Annotated in this window: 19 protein-coding genes and 2 pseudogenes; 11 read left to right on the plus strand and 10 right to left on the minus strand. The window is 61.4% G+C overall.

Going from position 1 to position 17,462, the window contains the following annotated elements:
* Positions 1-382, minus strand: a pseudogene (locus NPX02_RS04870) (hypothetical protein); the annotation flags it as partial.
* Between the two features lie 14 nt (positions 383-396).
* Here NPX02_RS04870 and NPX02_RS04875 point away from each other — a divergent pair.
* Positions 397-540: pseudogene (locus NPX02_RS04875) on the plus strand (transposase); the annotation flags it as partial.
* A gap of 93 nt (positions 541-633) precedes the next feature.
* On the opposite strand, the gene NPX02_RS04880 reads toward NPX02_RS04875, so the two are convergent.
* The 8 genes from NPX02_RS04880 to NPX02_RS04915 all read right to left on the minus strand — a co-directional run bounded on the left by NPX02_RS04880 (position 634) and on the right by NPX02_RS04915 (position 6,007).
* Positions 634-1,101, minus strand: coding sequence for a DUF4124 domain-containing protein (locus tag NPX02_RS04880; RefSeq protein ID WP_260292300.1), 468 nt, complete (start codon positions 1,099-1,101; stop codon positions 634-636).
* 284 nt (positions 1,102-1,385) lie between these two features.
* Positions 1,386-2,189, minus strand: coding sequence for a restriction endonuclease (locus NPX02_RS04885; protein ID WP_260292302.1), 804 nt, complete (start codon positions 2,187-2,189; stop codon positions 1,386-1,388).
* Between the two features lie 149 nt (positions 2,190-2,338).
* Positions 2,339-2,614, minus strand: coding sequence for a DUF2442 domain-containing protein (locus tag NPX02_RS04890; RefSeq protein ID WP_260292303.1), 276 nt, complete (start codon positions 2,612-2,614; stop codon positions 2,339-2,341).
* Complete coding sequence (locus NPX02_RS04895; RefSeq protein ID WP_260292305.1) at positions 2,574-2,813, minus strand: DUF4160 domain-containing protein; 240 nt, start codon at positions 2,811-2,813, stop codon at positions 2,574-2,576. The genes NPX02_RS04890 and NPX02_RS04895 overlap by 41 nt, the downstream gene beginning before the upstream one ends.
* A 244-nt stretch (positions 2,814-3,057) precedes the next feature.
* A complete protein-coding gene (locus tag NPX02_RS04900; RefSeq protein ID WP_260292306.1) occupies positions 3,058-3,729 on the minus strand; it encodes an ABC transporter ATP-binding protein in 672 nt (223 codons plus the stop codon).
* Entirely contained in the window at positions 3,729-4,505 is a 777-nt protein-coding gene (locus tag NPX02_RS04905) for an ABC transporter permease (RefSeq protein WP_260292307.1), read from the minus strand. The genes NPX02_RS04900 and NPX02_RS04905 overlap by 1 nt, the downstream gene beginning before the upstream one ends.
* A 58-nt stretch (positions 4,506-4,563) precedes the next feature.
* Positions 4,564-5,538 (minus strand): ABC transporter substrate-binding protein, encoded by a 975-nt coding sequence (locus NPX02_RS04910; RefSeq protein ID WP_260292308.1) that lies wholly within the window; start codon positions 5,536-5,538, stop codon positions 4,564-4,566.
* A 73-nt stretch (positions 5,539-5,611) separates the two neighbouring features.
* Positions 5,612-6,007, minus strand: a complete 396-nt coding sequence (locus tag NPX02_RS04915) for a c-type cytochrome (protein ID WP_260292310.1) — start codon at positions 6,005-6,007, stop codon at positions 5,612-5,614.
* A gap of 207 nt (positions 6,008-6,214) precedes the next feature.
* Between NPX02_RS04915 and pqqB the strand changes: the two genes are divergently transcribed.
* The 10 genes from pqqB to NPX02_RS04965 all read left to right on the plus strand — a co-directional run bounded on the left by pqqB (position 6,215) and on the right by NPX02_RS04965 (position 14,885).
* Positions 6,215-7,138 (plus strand): pyrroloquinoline quinone biosynthesis protein PqqB, encoded by a 924-nt coding sequence (gene pqqB / locus NPX02_RS04920; protein WP_260292313.1) that lies wholly within the window; start codon positions 6,215-6,217, stop codon positions 7,136-7,138.
* The gene (gene pqqC, locus NPX02_RS04925) at positions 7,135-7,863 is read left to right on the plus strand and encodes a pyrroloquinoline-quinone synthase PqqC (protein WP_260292314.1); all 729 of its coding nucleotides are present in this window, start codon (positions 7,135-7,137) and stop codon (positions 7,861-7,863) included. The genes pqqB and pqqC overlap by 4 nt, the downstream gene beginning before the upstream one ends.
* Positions 7,864-8,259: 396 nt before the next feature.
* Complete coding sequence (gene pqqA / locus NPX02_RS21565) at positions 8,260-8,334, plus strand: pyrroloquinoline quinone precursor peptide PqqA (protein ID WP_260292450.1); 75 nt, start codon at positions 8,260-8,262, stop codon at positions 8,332-8,334.
* Positions 8,335-8,475: 141 nt separating this feature from the next.
* Entirely contained in the window at positions 8,476-8,766 is a 291-nt protein-coding gene (gene pqqD, locus NPX02_RS04935) for a pyrroloquinoline quinone biosynthesis peptide chaperone PqqD (protein ID WP_260292316.1), read from the plus strand.
* Positions 8,735-9,883 (plus strand): pyrroloquinoline quinone biosynthesis protein PqqE, encoded by a 1,149-nt coding sequence (gene pqqE / locus NPX02_RS04940; protein WP_260292318.1) that lies wholly within the window; start codon positions 8,735-8,737, stop codon positions 9,881-9,883. The genes pqqD and pqqE overlap by 32 nt, the downstream gene beginning before the upstream one ends.
* Positions 9,884-9,985: 102 nt before the next feature.
* Positions 9,986-10,492 (plus strand): hypothetical protein, encoded by a 507-nt coding sequence (locus NPX02_RS04945; protein WP_260292320.1) that lies wholly within the window; start codon positions 9,986-9,988, stop codon positions 10,490-10,492.
* A 13-nt stretch (positions 10,493-10,505) separates the two neighbouring features.
* On the plus strand, positions 10,506-11,594 hold the full coding sequence (gene serC / locus NPX02_RS04950; RefSeq protein WP_260292322.1) for a 3-phosphoserine/phosphohydroxythreonine transaminase: 1,089 nt from the start codon (positions 10,506-10,508) through the stop codon (positions 11,592-11,594).
* Positions 11,578-12,561 carry a beta/alpha barrel domain-containing protein gene (locus tag NPX02_RS04955; RefSeq protein WP_260292323.1) on the plus strand — a complete coding sequence of 328 codons (984 nt, stop codon included), beginning with the start codon at positions 11,578-11,580 and terminating at the stop codon, positions 12,559-12,561. The genes serC and NPX02_RS04955 overlap by 17 nt, the downstream gene beginning before the upstream one ends.
* Positions 12,561-13,754, plus strand: coding sequence for a M48 family metalloprotease (locus NPX02_RS04960; RefSeq protein ID WP_260292324.1), 1,194 nt, complete (start codon positions 12,561-12,563; stop codon positions 13,752-13,754). The genes NPX02_RS04955 and NPX02_RS04960 overlap by 1 nt, the downstream gene beginning before the upstream one ends.
* Before the next feature lie 372 nt (positions 13,755-14,126).
* Entirely contained in the window at positions 14,127-14,885 is a 759-nt protein-coding gene (locus NPX02_RS04965) for a creatininase family protein (protein WP_260292326.1), read from the plus strand.
* Positions 14,886-15,145: 260 nt separating this feature from the next.
* Here the strand turns inward: NPX02_RS04965 and NPX02_RS04970 are convergent, their stop codons facing one another.
* Positions 15,146-17,245, minus strand: a complete 2,100-nt coding sequence (locus NPX02_RS04970) for a 4Fe-4S binding protein (protein ID WP_260292327.1) — start codon at positions 17,243-17,245, stop codon at positions 15,146-15,148.
* Positions 17,246-17,462: the final 217 nt, after the last annotated feature.

The following is a 17,462-nucleotide window of genomic DNA, read 5'->3' on the forward strand; positions in this document are numbered from 1 at the left end:
TAGATACATAGGCATTAAGATTAGCCATTTTTGCTATTTCTTCTAGCATCTGGTCCCAAGGCATATTTTCTCTGCGAATGGAAATTATTTTTCTTATGCTGCTATCCATTTTAAGCGAATTACCTGAAAAATCCGCTAGTAACTGAAATGCTGCATGCGCATTAATACTATCGTAATTTACAGATAGTCGTTGTCCGATATAATTTTTAACATTCTTATCTAAGTTGGTGTAATACTCTGGGCTGGCATCGGCATCATTATTGCATGGCGTTGGTTGAAATTCAGTTATTCCGCTTTCGCTCTTGCATTTATAAATATCACATACACCAGAAACAGGGATTAACGTTAATAGTAAAGCAAGCTGCACAATTCGTTTGTTCATAAGCTTGATTCCTCAGTTTAGTTGAGGGCCTTAACAACAAGATCCGTGTCCTGCAGCGGCGGGCCTACGGCTATCGCGATGAGGAGTATCTGAAGCCGAAAATCATCGCCGCATTCCTCCCACTGTTACTGAAATCCACCAAAAATGACCCACACTAATCCGCGTAGACCCGGTTTTTAATGCCACCATGGCTGCCGGCCAACTGAGTGTTCCAGTTGTTTTTCTCCAGAGAATAACCGCCTCTTTGTTTGCTACTGACCTATCTCCCGAATCTCCCGCTGAAGCTGATTGATATCAATCTGCACATCCTGGATCTCGCTCCGGTACCGATCATTCACCACCTGCATCTGTTGCGCGAGTTGCTGGTCACGAATCGCCCCGCCCAGGTTGTTGGCGCTGAAACGCATGGAGTAGCGCAACCGGGCAATCTCCTTGTCCCGCCTGCTCTTCAGCCCGTCTATCTTCACATTCAGCAGGATGATCCGGCGCTTGCGTTGGTTAACACCCACCGTCTTATCCACCCTGTCCACCAATGCAGACTGATCCACACCAGAATCTATCGCGTTGACACGGCCCACCGTCACCCGCTCCGCCTCCACGGAGGAGGGCGGCCGGTCCCCATAGTGCACGCCGCCATCGGGATCCACCCATTTATGGATACCCGCCGCCATCGACACCAGGGAAACCGCCCATAGAACCGAAAATAATATTATCCGCATGATAAAAATTCCTTTTCGACAATTCTGGGGACACGATACTTCATTGCAGGAGTTAAGTATTGTGTCCCCTGAACTCTCATTCAATAGCGCCAACACACCTCAAACAACCCTGCTGTTAACCTCGCCCAAGCGATCTCAATGGGTGAACTACCCGACCGAATGACCGTTGCAGAAATGACTCCTTATCAATTTGTGGGTGTCCATAATTGCTACTTGAGCCATCTTAGCGGCCAGCGCGGTCTTTCGCGCAGGCTTGGTTGACCACCGTGTCGGGCGTCTTGCGGTCATAGCTCTACTTCTTCCCAGATCAGTTGAACATTTGGCTTAGCGACACCCAAAACTTCTGAGAGTGAGGGGGGCGTGCGCCGGTAGGTTAGATTGAGTGAAGCAAGCAGGCGGCTACCGTCCACAAGCTCCACTGCGAAACCCCTCTGCGCGGCGAGAACTTGCTCCTTTTTTACCCCACGTGTAAAGCTAGATGACGTGACAAGTAATGAATTCGTGGCGCCGTTAATTGCCATTGTACCGATAAGTTCCCGAAGTACTCGCACACCGACTTTGTTTTTGGTGTGCTTGACCTGTGCATAGACGTCACCAAACTCTTCATGATCCACGATGACATCGATCCCGCCGTCCTTTGACCTGGCCGTCACACGCGAATCGTAACCAAACTCGCGGAAGACGCCCTTAGTTACGTCCTCAAGTGCAGCCCATGCCCCGGATGTTCCGTGACCAAGCAAATGGGATTCAATTTCACTCTCAAGTAAGGCTAACTGGCTGTCATCCGGCCCTGCGGAGAAAGTTCTTAGTGCCGCCCCTGTAGCAGTGATGGTTCGAAGTGCGCGGTCAGGCACGGAACCGCACGAACTATCCCAAGTATCTCTGGATACAAACCACCAGCCGCATAGATCACAACACATCACCTTGACGTATTCGGAGTAGCGGCTACCGTCTGATTCATCCTCGCGATCAGAGACGGTAAGGTTCGAACTATTTGCACAGCAGGGGCAAGTGCTGTTGCGAAACACAGTCGTCAGTAGTGGTGCCGATTGCGTATAGCTCCTGTATTGCCAGATTGATGTAGTCATGCTCAAGACGCCGTCGCAGTAAGAGGTTCGGTTACCCGATGCCCCCTGCACAGATCTCTAGGGCCTGTGGAGTCAGACTCGATAGATTGGATCACCGGAGGTAATTCCTTATCCTTGATGTGTTGATTTGCTGATACAACTTCGCGTTTTTACTTCGCCCCCAAATATCCCGCTTTATTTGGAAACCGCTCTGGATGCTCAATGATTTCTTGGGTGAGATCGACATCGATTTCCGGCCAATAAAAGTGTCCTGGCGACGGCTCCTCAACGTTAACAATTACTTTTACTGGCAGATCCTTGAACCACGGAAATTCATCGTATGGCATGAACAGCTCTTGGTCGTGAGTCAACAGCCAGATTCCGTGGCTAGAGATATTGGTTACTTCAACCGCCGAAGTAGTGTTTCCACGCGCTGATAAGCTCATGATAGTGACCCTCAATCAGTGACTCGATATCCTTCAATTGCTGCCGATTGTAACGATAGGTGTTCGCAAGCTGTAATTCAGGCTCAAGCCAGAACTTCGCTTCGCCGTCGCCAGACACCACATGTACGTGTATCCGCGATTCCTCGCGCGAGAAAAAGAAGAATCTGTATCCCTTCTCTCTGAATACTGTAGGACTCATCTATTTTCCTCGCACATAACGATCACTATGGTAGGCAGCAAAAACTTGGACTCGGTTTTTGCTTTGACGCGCGGGATCGCTCGATAACTCAAGACATTACCAAAGATTAATATAGGAAGGAACCTGTTTCTTTCTTATTTGGAGTCTACGGGACTCTGCGCCAACGTGTAGGTATCCCCACACCCTTTTCTCTGGGAAAAAAGAAAAAAAGGGGGGAGGGCGACCCTGCTGCAGCTAAATCCCCTCAATCGTCAAACAACTGACTCACCCGCAGTGCGATGAGGGCAACATCACGGCGCTCGCCGGCGCTCAGATCAAGCGGAATCTCCTGCTGGATTTCGGTCGGTTGGCCACCCAGGATGAACAGCCGCTGGGCCAGCTGCACCGCCTCGTGGGGATCGTGGGTCACCAGCAGCACCTTGAGGTCATGGCGTTCGATAATGTCCAGCAGCAGCAGGCGCAGTTGCGCGGCGCGTGCCCGGTCCAGCGAGTTGAACGGCTCATCCAGGATCAGGACTTCCGGCTCCACTACCAGGGCGCGGGCCAGGGAGACCCGGCGCGCCATCCCCAGGGAGAGCCGGGAGGCCTCCAACTCGGCGACCTCCCGCAGGCCGACCTCGTCCAGCAGTTGGTGGATTTTTTCCCGCCGGTCGGGCGCGACCAGGGCGATGTTGTCGTAGACGCTGCGCCACGGCAGCAGGCGCGGCTCCTGAAACACAAAGCCGAGCCGTGCGTTTTGGTGGTCCACCTCGCCCGCGAAGTCCGTGTCGAGACCGGCGAGGATACGCAGCAGGGTAGTCTTGCCGCAACCGGAGGGGCCGAGCAGGGCGGTGGTCTCGCCGCGCCGCAGCGCAAAGCGGATATTCCCCAGGACGGGTTTGCGGCGGAAGGCCTTGTGCCGGATGGCAACCTGCATCAGGCCACCCGCCAGCGGTTGACGCGACTTTCCCAGGGGCGGATCAGGCCGTATTCGATGCCCCAGATGATGACGATAAAGGCCAGTGAATAGGCCAGTATTCCGGCCACATCAAACATCTGGAAATAGAGATGCAGCTGAAATCCGACGCCGTTGCTGCGCCCCAGCAGCTCGACCACCAGTACGATCTTCCACACCAGCGCCAGACCGGAGCGGGCGGCCGCCGCGATGAAGGGGGTCAGTTGCGGCCAGATCACCTCTTTCAGCGTTACGCTCCGGGAGAGGCGGTAGCAGCGTGCCATCTCCAGCAGCTCCCGGTCGAGTGCCTTGGCCCCCTCGCGCATAGTGACGGCGACGTTGGGGATCTTGTTGATGGCCACGGCCAGGATGGCCGCCACCTCGTTCAGGCCGATCCACAGGTAGCAGAGGATGATCACCACCAGGGCCGGCAGATTGAGCATGAGCAGCAGCCAGGGATCGAAAAAACGCCCGGCCGTTTTATGCAGCCCCATGAACAGGCCGATGGCGCAGCCGATGGCCATGGCCAGGATAAAGGCGGCGAAGACGCGACCCAGGGTGATCAGGACGTGGGAGAGCAATTCGCCCTGGCTGAGTTCACTGCCGATACGCTGGAACACCTGCCAGGGGGGCGGCAGGATATCGGCCTCGGTGAACAGGGTGGCCAGCATCCAGAGTCCCAGCAGTAGCAACAGGGAGGCGATCTGCAGGCCGGTCCGGCGCAGTGGCCGGCCGAGCGACGCTGGGAGCTTCAACATCGCTAGGATGCCGCGTTCGGTTGAGGGCTCAACCGGGCGCTCGACTGATGATTCCGGGTTAATAGCGCACCGCCTCGATGAAGGTCCCCGGGGCCAGTGCGGTGGCCTTACCGACCAGTGGCTCCCCGCCCAGCTCCGCCAGCAGACTGAACAGGTTGGCCGCCTGGCGGCGTTCCACCTCTCCCCAATGGGTCGGTATGCCCGCCTTGTAGCCCGCTTTCAGGGTTTGAAGACTGGCCGCGCTGTCGGCATTCATCAACGGCTCGAGGGTCAGCCAGGCGTCGGGCTGGGTGGCCAGGATCGCCTTGGCCCGGCGTGCCGCCCGGTCGAAGGCCTGAACCAGGTCGCCCGGGTTGTCGCTGAGCGCGGGGCTGAAGACATAACCGACCATCGGTACGTCGGGCGGCATGCCGAGCTGTTCCAGGGCGTCGCCGATGTCGACCAGGCGCCTGAAACCGGCGGCCTCCAGCCGGGCGGCGTAGTGCCAGAAGGTGATGACCGCATCCAGTTCACCGCTTTGCAGTTTCTTGGCCAGCAGCGGCGGTGCGCCGTAGACCGCATCGATCCGCTGCTTCAGGTCGATGTGGTGCTGCTGCCGGGCGAGGGCCTGGATCAGCAGCCAGCTCTTGTCCACCGGTCCCCCGGCGATGCCGACCTTTTTTCCCTGCAGCTCGGCCAGGGAGGCGATGCCGCTGTCGGCCGCCACCATGAGGGCGCCGTTCATCCGCGAGTAGGGAATAAAGCCGTAACCGCGTCCGGCACTGCGCTGGCGCGAGACCCAGAGCCAGTCATTGACGATCACATCCACCGCGCCGCCGTGCAGGGCGGTGGTGGTGGCCAGTTTGCCGGCATAGGGGGTCACCTCCAGGTGGAAGCCTTCCGCCTCATCCAGGCGATGCTGCTTGATGGTCTGCAGCTCCCAGTTCACCGTGCCGAACTTGAGTACCCCGGCGCGCAGGGTCGGGGTAGCCGCAACGGCCGGCTGCAAGGCGCAGAGGAGTGCCAGGATCCAGATCAGGCCGAATTGCCGCATGCCGTCTACTCCTGCCGGGAATCAAGTACAAACAGAGGCGGGTTAAGGGCACGCCTCGTCTGCCATGGAATGATCAGATTCTCTTGAGAAATTCGATCACCGCCTTTCGTTGCGCCTCGTCCTTGAGCATAAAACTCATTTTAGATCTGCCACCACCCTTCGACTTGAGATATTTGGTCGGGTTGTCCAGGTAGGCGTGGATCTCCTCTTCCGTCCAGGTGATGTTGGAACTGCTACAGGCAGCGGCATAACCCTTGGAATACTCATAACCCGCCACGCTGCCACACTGGCGTCCCAGCACGCCGCTCAGGTGCGGACCGAATTTGGGGGCGTCACTCGGGTTGGTGGTGTGGCAGGACGCGCATATCTGGAATGCCGATTCTTCTCCGGAAGCCGAAGCCGGGCCGGCAAACAGCACCAGGCCGGACGCAAGCGCCGATGCAACGGTTATTGCCGCGATCTTACCCATTGATCTTCTCCTGAATTGATATAAGTCGGTTGTGACGGGTCATGGGATCCCCACCATTAAAAACCTGTGGCTAAAAATGCCAAGGCCCGTGTTGCTTGGCAATTCGCCTTTTGTCGTATCCCATTGAACTTTTGTCGCATTGTGAGGGATGGCGCCGGCTCACTAACATTTTTAGAACGAATCAATTCCTGAGTGACGGGGTGTAACATGCGATTTCTAGTTCTTGGCTCGGCGGCCGGTGGCGGTTTTCCTCAATGGAACTGCAACTGCGGCAACTGTCAGCGCGCCCGTGCCGGGGATCCGGCTGCCACCCCCCGCACCCAATCGTCGCTGGCGGTGAGTGCGGATGGCGAGCACTGGTTTCTGCTCAATGCCTCCCCCGATCTGCGTGACCAGATTGCCGGCAACCGGGCACTGCATCCCCGCCGCGGCAAGCGGCACAGCCCGATCCAGGGCGCGGTACTGACCAATGCCGATGTGGATCACGTCGGCGGCTTGCTCACCCTGCGCGAGAGTCAGCCACTGAATATCTATGCCACCCGCCGCGTGCAGGGTGTGCTGCGTGACAACAGTCTGTTCAACATCCTCAACCCGGAGTTTGTCGAACGCATCGGCCTGCCGATTGAAGCGCCCGTTGAACTGCGCCATGCCGACGGTACTCCCTCCGGCCTGGTCGTCACCGCCTTTCCCGTGCCGGGAAAAGTCGCCCTCTATCTCGAGGATGCCACGGCCGGGGAGAACTTCGGCACCGTGGCGGAGGATACCGTGGGCCTGCGCATCAGCTGCGGCGACCGGGTGGCCTATTACCTGCCGGGCTGCGCCGCCCTGCCGGCGTCATTGCAAGCACGCATCGGTGACGCCCAGCTGCTGTTTTTCGACGGCACCACCTGGACCGATGACGAGATGCTCACCACCGGCGTCGGCCACAAGACCGGCCAACGCATGGGCCATATGTCCATGTCCGGCGCGGAGGGCAGCCTCCAGGCCTTTGCCGGCATCCCTGTCGGCCGCCGTGTATTTATCCACATCAACAACACCAACCCGGTCCTGCTCGACGACAGTCCGCAACGGCGCGAAGCCGAACAGGCGGGCTGGGAGATCGGCTATGACGGAATGGAGATCAAACTATGAACACACCACTCACTCCGGATCAACTGGAAGACGCACTGCGGGCGATCGGCGCGGAGCGTTATCACAATCTGCACCCGTTCCATAAGTTGCTCCATTCCGGGCAGTGCAGTCGCGGCCAAGTGCAGGCCTGGGCGCTCAACCGCTACTACTACCAGTGCGGTATCCCGCGCAAGGACTGTTCGCTGATGGCGAACATGGAACAGAAGTCGATGCGTATCGAATGGCGGCAACGCTATTTCGATCACGACGGACTGGGTGAAGATGAGGGTGGCATCGAGCGCTGGCTGCGGTTGACCGGCGCCCTGGGGCTGGATCGCGACTACGTGACCTCCACCCGGGGGATACTCCCGGCCACGCGGCATGCCGTGGATGCCTATATCCATTTTGTCCGCGACAAGCCGCTGCTGGAGGGGATCGCCTCCTCGCTTACCGAACTGTTTGCCCCGGCCATCCACGAGGAGCGCATCGCCGGTATGCTGGAGCACTATGACTTCGTCGATGACTCCATGGTCGGCTATTTCCGTGAGCGGCTGAGTCAGGCGCCGCGCGACGTGGAGTTCGCCCTCTCCTACGTCCGGCAGCAGGCGGTGACCGTGCCGCAGCAGCAGGCGGTGCTGAATGCCCTGCGTTTCAAGACCGATGTACTATGGGCGCAGCTGGATGCGCTCTATTTCGCCTACGTGGCACCCGGCATGATCCCGCCCGGAGCCTTCGTTCCCGAGTAGTAACCTCCGTAGTATCACGCGTTGTCCTCCCGCCGCTGCATCCCGTATGTAGCGGCGTTTTTTTGACCAGGGATGGCCGGGAGCGGCTTTGTCCACATCCACGCCAAAGGCCAGTCATAGGGTGCCCCGTGGGCGCCGGCGGCGGGCACGGCCCGCCCTATGGTTCTCTCGTACATCGCCGATGTAGGGGAGCGGTTATTATGTGCGTTTAGAATGGTTGGACCGGCATTCATCCCTTCGACTTTTGGCTAATTGTTCGCCTGTGGACCAGCTACTAGAGTGTTCCTGAGTCTTGATACTTGGGTGATACCGGCGCTTTTCCAACTGCAACCGGGTTACCGCCTCAGGTTCACCGGGTCCCAGGATGGTTTATAAATCCAATTAGAGGAGAATGTTATGAAGTGGGAAACTCCGGATTTTTGTGAGCTCCGTATGGGCTTCGAAGTAACGGCCTACGTTTATACCCGTTAAGCCGTGATGGATTGGGGGGTTTTCGCAATGAAGACTCCCCAACTCCGTTCTGGTCTGCTGTTAATGATGACCGGCTTCGGTGTGGAGTAGCAAGGATGCCAGCCTCCGTCAGCGCAAAGCCCGTCGAATGGAGAGTTGCTCGTGACGCTATCGAATACCCCTTTCAATCCGCTTGACCGGCCGGCGATCAATCCGCTGTTTCTGTTCCGTTGGGAAGAGCAGGAGCAGGCCTACCTGCTGCTCTATCCGGAAGGCATTATCAAACTGAACGATTCCGCCGGCAACATCCTCAATCTGTGTGATGGGGAGCGCACCATGGAGTCGATTATCGCGGAACTGAAAGTGTTGTTTGGCGCTGACGATATCGATGGTGACATCTACAATTTTATGGAGGTGGCCCGTGGCAAAGGCTGGATCAAAGCTGAAGATTGATGGTAACGGCAAGCCGCTGTGGCTGGTATTGGAACTCACCTACCGCTGTCCGCTGAAGTGCCCCTGGTGCAACAATCCGCTCGATTTCGATGAGCTGAAAAATGAGCTGACCACCGAAGAGTGGAAGAAAGTTTTGCGCGATGCCCGCGCGATCGGCAGCCTGCAACTCGGATTTTCCGGCGGCGAGCCGATGTTGCGGCCGGATCTGGAGGAGCTGGTGGATGAGGGTAACCGGCTGGGTTACTACACCAATCTGATCACCTCCGGCATGGGCCTGAGCAAGGACCGGCTGAGCGAACTCAAGCGCTGTGGCCTGAAACAGATCCAGTTGAGTCTGCAGCACAGCAACCGGGAGAAGAACGACATCATGGTCGGGGTGCAGTCCCACGACGAAAAGATGGCGGTGATCGAGGAGATCAAGGCGCAGGGCTTCCCGGTGGTGCTCAATGTCCCGCTGTCACGCTACAACATCGAGGCGGTGGACGACATCATCGACATGGCGGCGCGCACCGGGGTGGAATATATCGAATTCGCCAACATCCAGTATTACAACTGGGCCCTGCTGAACCGTGCCGCGCTGCTGCCCACCCGGGAGCAGATCGAATACGCCGAGGCGCGGGTCAATGAGGCGCGCAAACGGCTCGGCAACAAGCCGACCATCTACTTCGTGGTGCCGGACTATTTCGACGGTCGCCCCAAGGCGTGCATGAACGGTTGGGGTGCGATTCACCTGACCATCGCCCCGGACGGCTCGGCGCTGCCCTGTCAGGAGGCGCAGGTAATGGAGGGGGTGGATTTCCCCAATGTCCGGGATAACGACCTGGGGTGGATCTGGCGCGAGTCGCCGGCCTTCGAAATGTATCGCGGCGACGCCTGGATGAAAAAGCCCTGCGTCGACTGTGACGAGAAGGAGAAGGACTTCGGCGGTTGTCGCTGCCAAGCCTACCTGCTCACCGGTGACGCCACCAATACCGACCCGGCCTGTTCCAAATCCCGGCACTTCGACATCATTCAGTCCGCGGTGGCGGCGGCACGCATCACCAGCGGACCGCAGATGCCGCTGGTGATGCGCTCGCGCGGGGCGATCAACGGCAAGATGCGGTTGATCCGTCCATGAGACTGCCCCACGAAACCCTCGGCGGGACGCTGTCCGCCGGTCTGGCGCTGGTGGGGCTGCTCTCCCTGGTGGCCCTGTGGCTGGTGGGAGGGTGAGCCGATAATGACCCTCGAACTGCTCGACGTGGCGGCCCGTTGGCTGCATCTGTTGGGGATCCTGGTCTGGATCGGCCACAACTATGCCAACGTGGTGGTCAACCCGAGCTACCGGCCGGCCAGCCCCGAGGCACCGCTGGAGGTGCTGGGCAAGCAGTTCGAGGCGGCCCTGCAGCGCGAACACGGGATTTTCCGCTACACCTCGCTGGTGGTACTCGGCAGCGGGTTCTTCATGCTCTGGCACCGCGGCATCCTGCTCGATGTGCTGACCCTGCAGGGTGGGCTGGCGGTACTGGGTATCGGCGTCTGGGTCGGCATTGCCATGGCCCTGAATCTCTGGCTGGTGCTCTGGCCGCACCAGAAAAAGGTGATCGGTTTCGTCCCGGCCAGCCATGCCGAGCGGGTCCGCTGCTCGCGGATCACCTTCCTCTCTTCCCGTAGCAACACCATCCTCTCCTTCTCCGCCCTGTTCTTCATGATCGCCGGTTCCCACGGCGCGGCGCTGTTCATCTGATGGGCCGGTGGCGATGACCGGTTACAGTTTCTCCGCCGGACCCTCGGTACTTCCCGAGGCGGTACTGGCGGAGGCCCGGGAAGCACTTGAACGCCAGGCCGGCAGCGGTCAGTCGGTGATGGAGATCCCGTTTACCGGAGAGGCGTTTGCCCGCATCCATGACGAGGCGGTGGCGACCCTGCGCAACCTGCTGGATATCCCGGCCGATTATCATGTGTTGTTTCTGCAGGGCGGCGCCTACGGGCAGTTCTCCCTGCTACCGATGAACCTGCTGCGCGGCCGCGAGCGCGCGGACTATGCGGTGACCGGCCACTGGTCCCAGCGGGCGGCCAACGAGGCGAAGCGCTACTGCCGGGTGAATATCGCCGCCGACGGCGCGAGCAGCGGCTATACCGCTATCCCGGACTGGTCGGCCTGGTCGCTCGACCCCGCCGCGGCCTACTGCCATATCACCACCAACGAGACCGCCAGCGGGGTGCAGTTCCGCGAACTGCCGGAGACCGGCCGGGTACCGCTGGTGGCCGACATCACCTCGGACTTCCTGATGGCGCCGCTGGATATCCGCCGCTTCGGCCTGGTCTATGCGTCGGCGCAGAAGAATGCCGGCATTGCCGGCCTGACGGTGGTGATCATCAAACAGGCGCTGCTGGGACGGGCCCTGCCCATCACCCCCACGGTGTTCAACTACGAGTTGCTGGCGGCAAGCAACTCCCGGGTCAACACACCACCGGTCTGGGCCATCTATATGGCCGGGCTGGTGTTCAAATGGATTCAGGCCGAGGGCGGCCTCGGCGAGATGGCGGTACGTAATCGCCGCCATGCCGGATGGCTCTACCGGACCATCGATGAGAGCGGTTTTTACCACTGCCGGGCGGCCGAAGCCGCGCGCTCGCCGGTCAACGTCTGCTTCGAACTGCCCACGCCGCAGCTGGAACGGGCGTTTCTCGCCGAGGCCCGGGAACGGCGACTGCACAATCTGAAAGGACACGCGACCGCGACCGGGCTGCGCGCGAGCCTGTACAACGCCGTGAGCGAGGCGGCGGTGGCGGCACTGGTGAGCTTCATGCGGGATTTTGCCCTGCGTCATGCCGGCGTTACCTGAGCGTGGGCGTCGCGCCTGGACCGGCCGTGCGCGGTTCTACGCGCGCAACTGGCGGCTGTTGCGGGCGGCGTTGCGGCTCTGGCTCCTGGGCCTGGGGGACCTGCCGGAAGCGCCCCGCCACGCCTTACGGGAGCACCCGCATGCCACCCGGCTGATGGGGCTCGACATCGCCAACCCGATCGGCCTGGCGGCCGGTATCGACCGCAGTGGCCGCCTGTTACGCGGCGCCAGTCGGGCCGGGTACGGTTTCAGCGAAGTGGGGTCGGTGACCCCGCAGTCGCTGGCGGCCAGCGTGCGCCGGCTGGGCCGGCGCCGGTCACCGGGACAGGCCATGCCGCGAGGGGTGAATATCCGTCCCGCCACGGGTGCCAGCGCCGAGCGGATGATCGACGACTACCTGCACTGCCTGCGTCGCCTGCTGCCGGTGGCGGATTATCTGGTGCTCAACCTGAGCTCACCTTTCGCCCGCCGCGGCTGGGCGGCCGATCCCGTCTGGCTGGAGTCGCTGCTGACCCGGGCCGTCGAGGCGCGCGACCAATACCACCGCAACGGGGGCGGGCGGGTGCCGCTGGCGATCAAGGTGGCGCTGGCGCCCCAGGTGTCGCGGCATCAGCAGCAGGCGCTGCTGTCGTGCCGGCGCGCCGGTCTGGACGGGGTCCTGCTGGTGGCGGCCCCGGGTCAGCCGGAGGCGGCGGTCTGCCAGTGCCTGCGCCAGGTCAAGGATCTGATCGGGGAGATGGCGCTGATTTCGGTGGGGGGGATTGCCGATGCGGCCCAGGTGGCCGGCCGGCTACGGGCCGGGGCGGCGGCGGTACAGCTGTTCAGTGCGGTACTCGGGCAGGGTCCGGCCCTTCCCGGGCGGTGGCTGGAACAACTGCATCCCGATCCACAGCCTGATCCACGCCCCGGTTCACCCCCCGATCAACACCCCGATCTACATACCGATCTACAAGGGGAGACTGCCTGATGACCCCGTCGCTGTTGGCTGCCCTGGTCATCACGGGCCTGCTGCTGCAGCTCTGGCTGCACGGGCGGGAGCTCCGCTATCAACAACGACAATCGGCACAGGCCGGGGCTCGGAGCAGCGACTACAGCCGCCAGCGGCTGCGGTTCGCGGCGCTGGGACTGGTATTCGAAGCGCTGTTTGTGCTGCTGATGCTGGCGGCCGGGCTGGAGCTGCTGCAGCGGCTGTGGCTGGCGGCCGGTCTCTCCGGCTGGGCGCTCCAGTGGGCCCTGCTGCTCTCGGTGCTGCTGTTGCTGGCGGCCGTGCAGCGGGCCATCACCCTGCTGCGTGTCTGGTGCGTCGAACGCCGTTTCGGCTATTCCCGGCAGCGCCTCGGCGGGTTTTTCCGCGACACGCTGGTCAAGGCCGGCCTGCTGTTGATCGTCGGCAGCGGCCTGGCGGCTGGTGCCACGCGCCTGCTGGAGGCGGGCTGGCCGGCGGGCTGGTGGTCGCTGGCGCTGCTCTGGGGTGGTTTTGTCTGGGTACGCTCCTGGCTCTATCCGGCGTTGATAGCACCCCTGTTCAACCGCTACCGCCCGGTCGATGACCCGGACCTGGTGTGCCGGGTGGGGGCGATCGGGCGGCAGGCCGGTATTGACCTGGGGCCGCTGCTGGTGATGGATGGCTCGCGCCGTTCATCGCATGGCAATGCCCATGTCACCGGGACGGCCGGATCGCGGCGGGTGGTGCTGCTGGATACCCTCAGCGGGATCCTTGACACCGGGGAGATTGCGGCGGTGGTAGGCCATGAGGCCGGCCATCTGCGGGCCCGGCACATGCCGCTCTTTCAGTTCTGTTCGTTGCTGGTCTCGACTTTATGGATCGGCCTGTTCAGCCTGGCCGCCGGGACGGCGGAACTGGCGCCGGGTACGGGGCTGGCCCTGCTCTGGCTGCTGACCCCGAACGCGGCCCTGCTAGTCAAGCCGCTGTTCTCCTGCATGATCCGCGGTTTTGAACACCAGGCCGATGCCTTCGCCGGGGCCTGCGGCTACGCGGATGCCCTGGCCTGCGCCCTGGTCAAGCTGACCCGCCACAACGGTGCGGCGGAAGATTCGGACCCCTGGTTCAGCCTGGTCTATCATTCCCATCCGCGGCTTGCCGAGCGGTTGCGGCGTCTGGGGAATACAAAGTCTTTCATGTTGCCCGCTCGCAGCTAACCCACTACTAAGACGCTGTCGCCCTTGTGTGGCGAGGATTTGTTTATTTGAACCACGGACTGACACAGATGGACACAGATAGTTTTCATCTTTATTACCCTAGTTTCGGGGTTCAGTTCCAGACGCTGGGCGGGCCACCCCCTTTCCGGGACACGCTGTGAATACGTCCCTGTACGCTCGGCGTCGGCATCCCTGCCTCCGACGGTCCCGGAAAGGGGGTAGCCCGCCCTGAACGATGCCTTTTGAACTCCGAAACTTGGGTTTATTATTCGCACGCATCCGTGTGTATCCGTGTCCATCCGTGGTTCTTCCCGAGAACCCGGTACCAGCGTACAACGCATCGGGGTATATCCCCGTGGGAGAGGAGTGAGCATGCAGCTTCATGATCTAACCTGGCCGGAAGTCGAGGCCTACCGACAGCGCAGTGACGGCGTGATCATTCCGATCGGCTCCACTGAACAGCACGGCCCCAGCGGTGTCATCGGCACCGACGCCATGGTGGCCGAGGCGATCGCGCGGGAGACGGGGCGGCGCGCGGACCTGCTGGTCGGTCCGGTGATCAGTATCGGGGCCGCCGAACATCACATGGCCTTTCCGGGAACCCTGTCGCTCCGCCCCGCCACCCTGATCGCCCTGGTGCGGGATTATATCCACTCCCTGGCCCAGCACGGGTTTCGCCAGTTCTTTTTTATCAACGGCCACGGCGGCAATATCGCCACCCTCAAGGCGGCCTTCAGTGAGATCCACGCCGAACAGCGGGGCGAGGGAGCCGGGCTTGCGTTACGCTGCACCCTGACCAACTGGTACGAGGTGACGGCGGTGGTGGGTCTGCGCAAACAGTACTACGGCGACCGGGAGGGGCGCCACGCCACGCCGAGCGAGATCGCGGTGATCCAGTATCTTCGGCAGGATCTGATCCAGGCCGGGTCCCTGCCGCCGCCCGGGCCACTGCAGGGCGAGGTGCAGGGGGCGGACGATTTCCGCGCGAAATACCCGGATGGCCGGATCGGCTCCTGGCCCGACCTGGCCACCCCGGAACAGGGGCGGGCGCTGTTCGAGGCGTCGGCCGGCGGGCTGGCGCAACGGGCCCAGGCATTTTTTGCCGAGGGCCGAGCGCCCAGTCCCTTTTGATGCAGGCTGCGCGAGCTACAAACCCCAATGCCGGGGTAGGATGCTGGTGAGCTCGCGAACCGCATCAAATACGGTACAAATTGATGCGGTTCGTGCCTCACCGGCATCCTACATTGCCGGCAAGCACCGTGGTCTCGTAGGGTGGATAAGCCGGTAGGCGCATGCCATCCTCAGGTCCGTAAACGGTACATCCCTGTACCACTCCTCACCACAGCATTGGTGGATGCGCTATCGCTTATCCACCCTACGTTACTATGTCATTAAGTTATAGATGTCTCGCCGGCATTAGGTGAGCGCACCCGCTGGCGGTTGAGCTGCACCAGCGGCACGCAGCGCGTGGCGTCGTCATGGATCTCCACGCACTCCAGACACTGGAAGCAGTCATCGTAGCGGATCGCGCCGCTGTGGCGTTCGATGGCCTCGTAGCGGCAGGTGACCGCGCAGAGTTTGCAGGGGGTGCCGCACTCGCGGCGCCGCACCAGCCAGTCCCAGCGCCGTAACCGGCCGCCGAGGACCAGGGCGGCCCCCAGGGGGCAGAGAAAGCGGCAGTAACCCTTGAAGATGACCATCGAGACCAGGATGCAGGCAAGGGCATAGAGCACGTAGGGCCAGGCGCGCTGGAAGCTCAGGGTGATGGCCGTCTTGAACGGCTCCACCTCGACCAGCCGGTCACCCAGCGAGGCGGAGAAGAGCAGGCTGCCGAGCAGTGCCGCCAGAATGACGAACTTGATCCAGCCCAGTTTTTCCGTCACCGCCGCCGACAGCCGCAGCTCCCTGACCCCCAGTTTTTGGCCCAGGGTGTGGGCGAACTCCTGCAGGGCACCGAACGGGCAGAGCCAGCCGCAGAAGGTACCCCGGCCCCAGATGACCAGCGTGATCAGGGTGAAGATCCATAGCAGCAGCGAAATCGGGTCATACAGCAGGAAGGCAAAATTGTGCGTCTGGAAGATCGCCCGTACCAGGCCGATCAGGGTGACGATGCTGAGCTGGCCCTGCTCCCACCAGCCGACGAAGAAGAGGGTGATCAGCAGCAACAGCGGGCGCAGCATAGCGAGACGCTGCGGGCCGGTGACGCTGCGCCGGTGATTGAAGAGGAGGTAGCTCAGCAGGCCGAGGAACAGCGTCAGCAGCAGCAGGTCCCATGCCTTGTCGCGCCAGGACGCCAGCCAGGCCGGCTGTTGTCCCGTGTCCGGCGCTGGCTGGATGAAGTAGCGCGGGTCCGGGTTGTAGGTGAGCGCAAAGTCCCGGCTGCCGATGGTCGGCCGGAATGAGCCGTGCTGGCGCAGCACCTTGATAATGAAATCCCAGCGGGAGGCGGGATCAAAACCGAAACGGGTATCGACCCGCAGGATCATCGCCTGGTCGAACGCCAGCACCCCGGGCAAAAATGCCATTTCGGCATCGGCATCCCGCAGGCTGATGGGAAAGCCCTGCTGGCGGATGGACATGCGGTCCGGCGCCGAGTTGCGCACAAAATCCTCCGCCACCAGCCGGTGCCGGCCGTTGGCCAGTACCAGTATCGGCTCTTCGGACGGCTCCAATTGCCGCCTCAGGGTGGCGAGGGCTGCCGGGTCCAGAATATTGCCCGCCACGCTCGGCAGATTCAGGTCGGCAATCCACAGATCCAGATAGAGCCCATCCGGATCCCCGGTGGCTTCACTGTCGTCATCGGCAAACGGGGTAGCGGCAAAGGCCTGCTGCAGATCCCGGTTGCCGATCCGCAGGTGCTCCATCAGACTGCTGTCCGCCAGCTGCGCCCAGCTCATCGGCTCGAACAGATCCTGGCGGGGATGGCCGGCCGGTTTGGGTGCGATATGGGCGAGTTTCTCCCGGGCGACGCTCAGCGCCGCGGCGAGAATGGTTTCATTGGCGATCCGCACCGAGGCGGTGGCCTTGGTGACGCCGTCGATATAGCTGTTGGCGCCGGCGGCCGCGTCGGCCGGCTTGCTGGCCCCGGCGGGCAGCACCTGGATGTTGTCGGCCAGGGACTTGCCGCGATACTGGTAGACAAACTCATGGAAAGGGCGCGGCCCCAGGCCACTGACAAAGACCGGTTCATTCTGGTCCAGGACCTTGATGTCGAGGAAGTTGCCGTCGGTGTCGATGCTGACCAGCAGATTCATCGGGGTACCGGAAAAGCCCGGAATCGGGGCCAGCTCCCGGGATTCGAAAATATAGCCGGCCAGGGCTCCACCGCTGTTCAGCAACTGCCAGACGGGCAGTTGCGCATCCTTTGACCCGAGTGCCAGCGGCGGGACCACAAAGCGGGAGAGCTGGTCGGCGGTCAGGGAGGTTGGGCTTGCCGACGAGCAGCCGAAAAACGCTCCCCATAACAGTAAGGCACCCAGCAGACGTAGCAACGTTCATCCCCCCCGACATGACATCCATAGGGAATCGAAGCTAGCCGATCGGCAGGGGACGCTCCATTCAACCTAAGTCTAAGGGCTCGCGCAAGAATAAGTTCCTGTATTCGGACGCCCCTGGACCCCGCTGGCGGCGTTACGCTTTTTGGCAAGGGAGCGGCCATTGCCTGCAAAGCGTGCCTTGCCAGCGTGGCCCAGGAACGCCCTCGGTACT

The sequence above is a fragment of the Sedimenticola hydrogenitrophicus genome (genome assembly GCF_025175675.1).
Classification (GTDB): domain Bacteria; phylum Pseudomonadota; class Gammaproteobacteria; order Chromatiales; family Chromatiaceae; genus Sedimenticola; species Sedimenticola hydrogenitrophicus.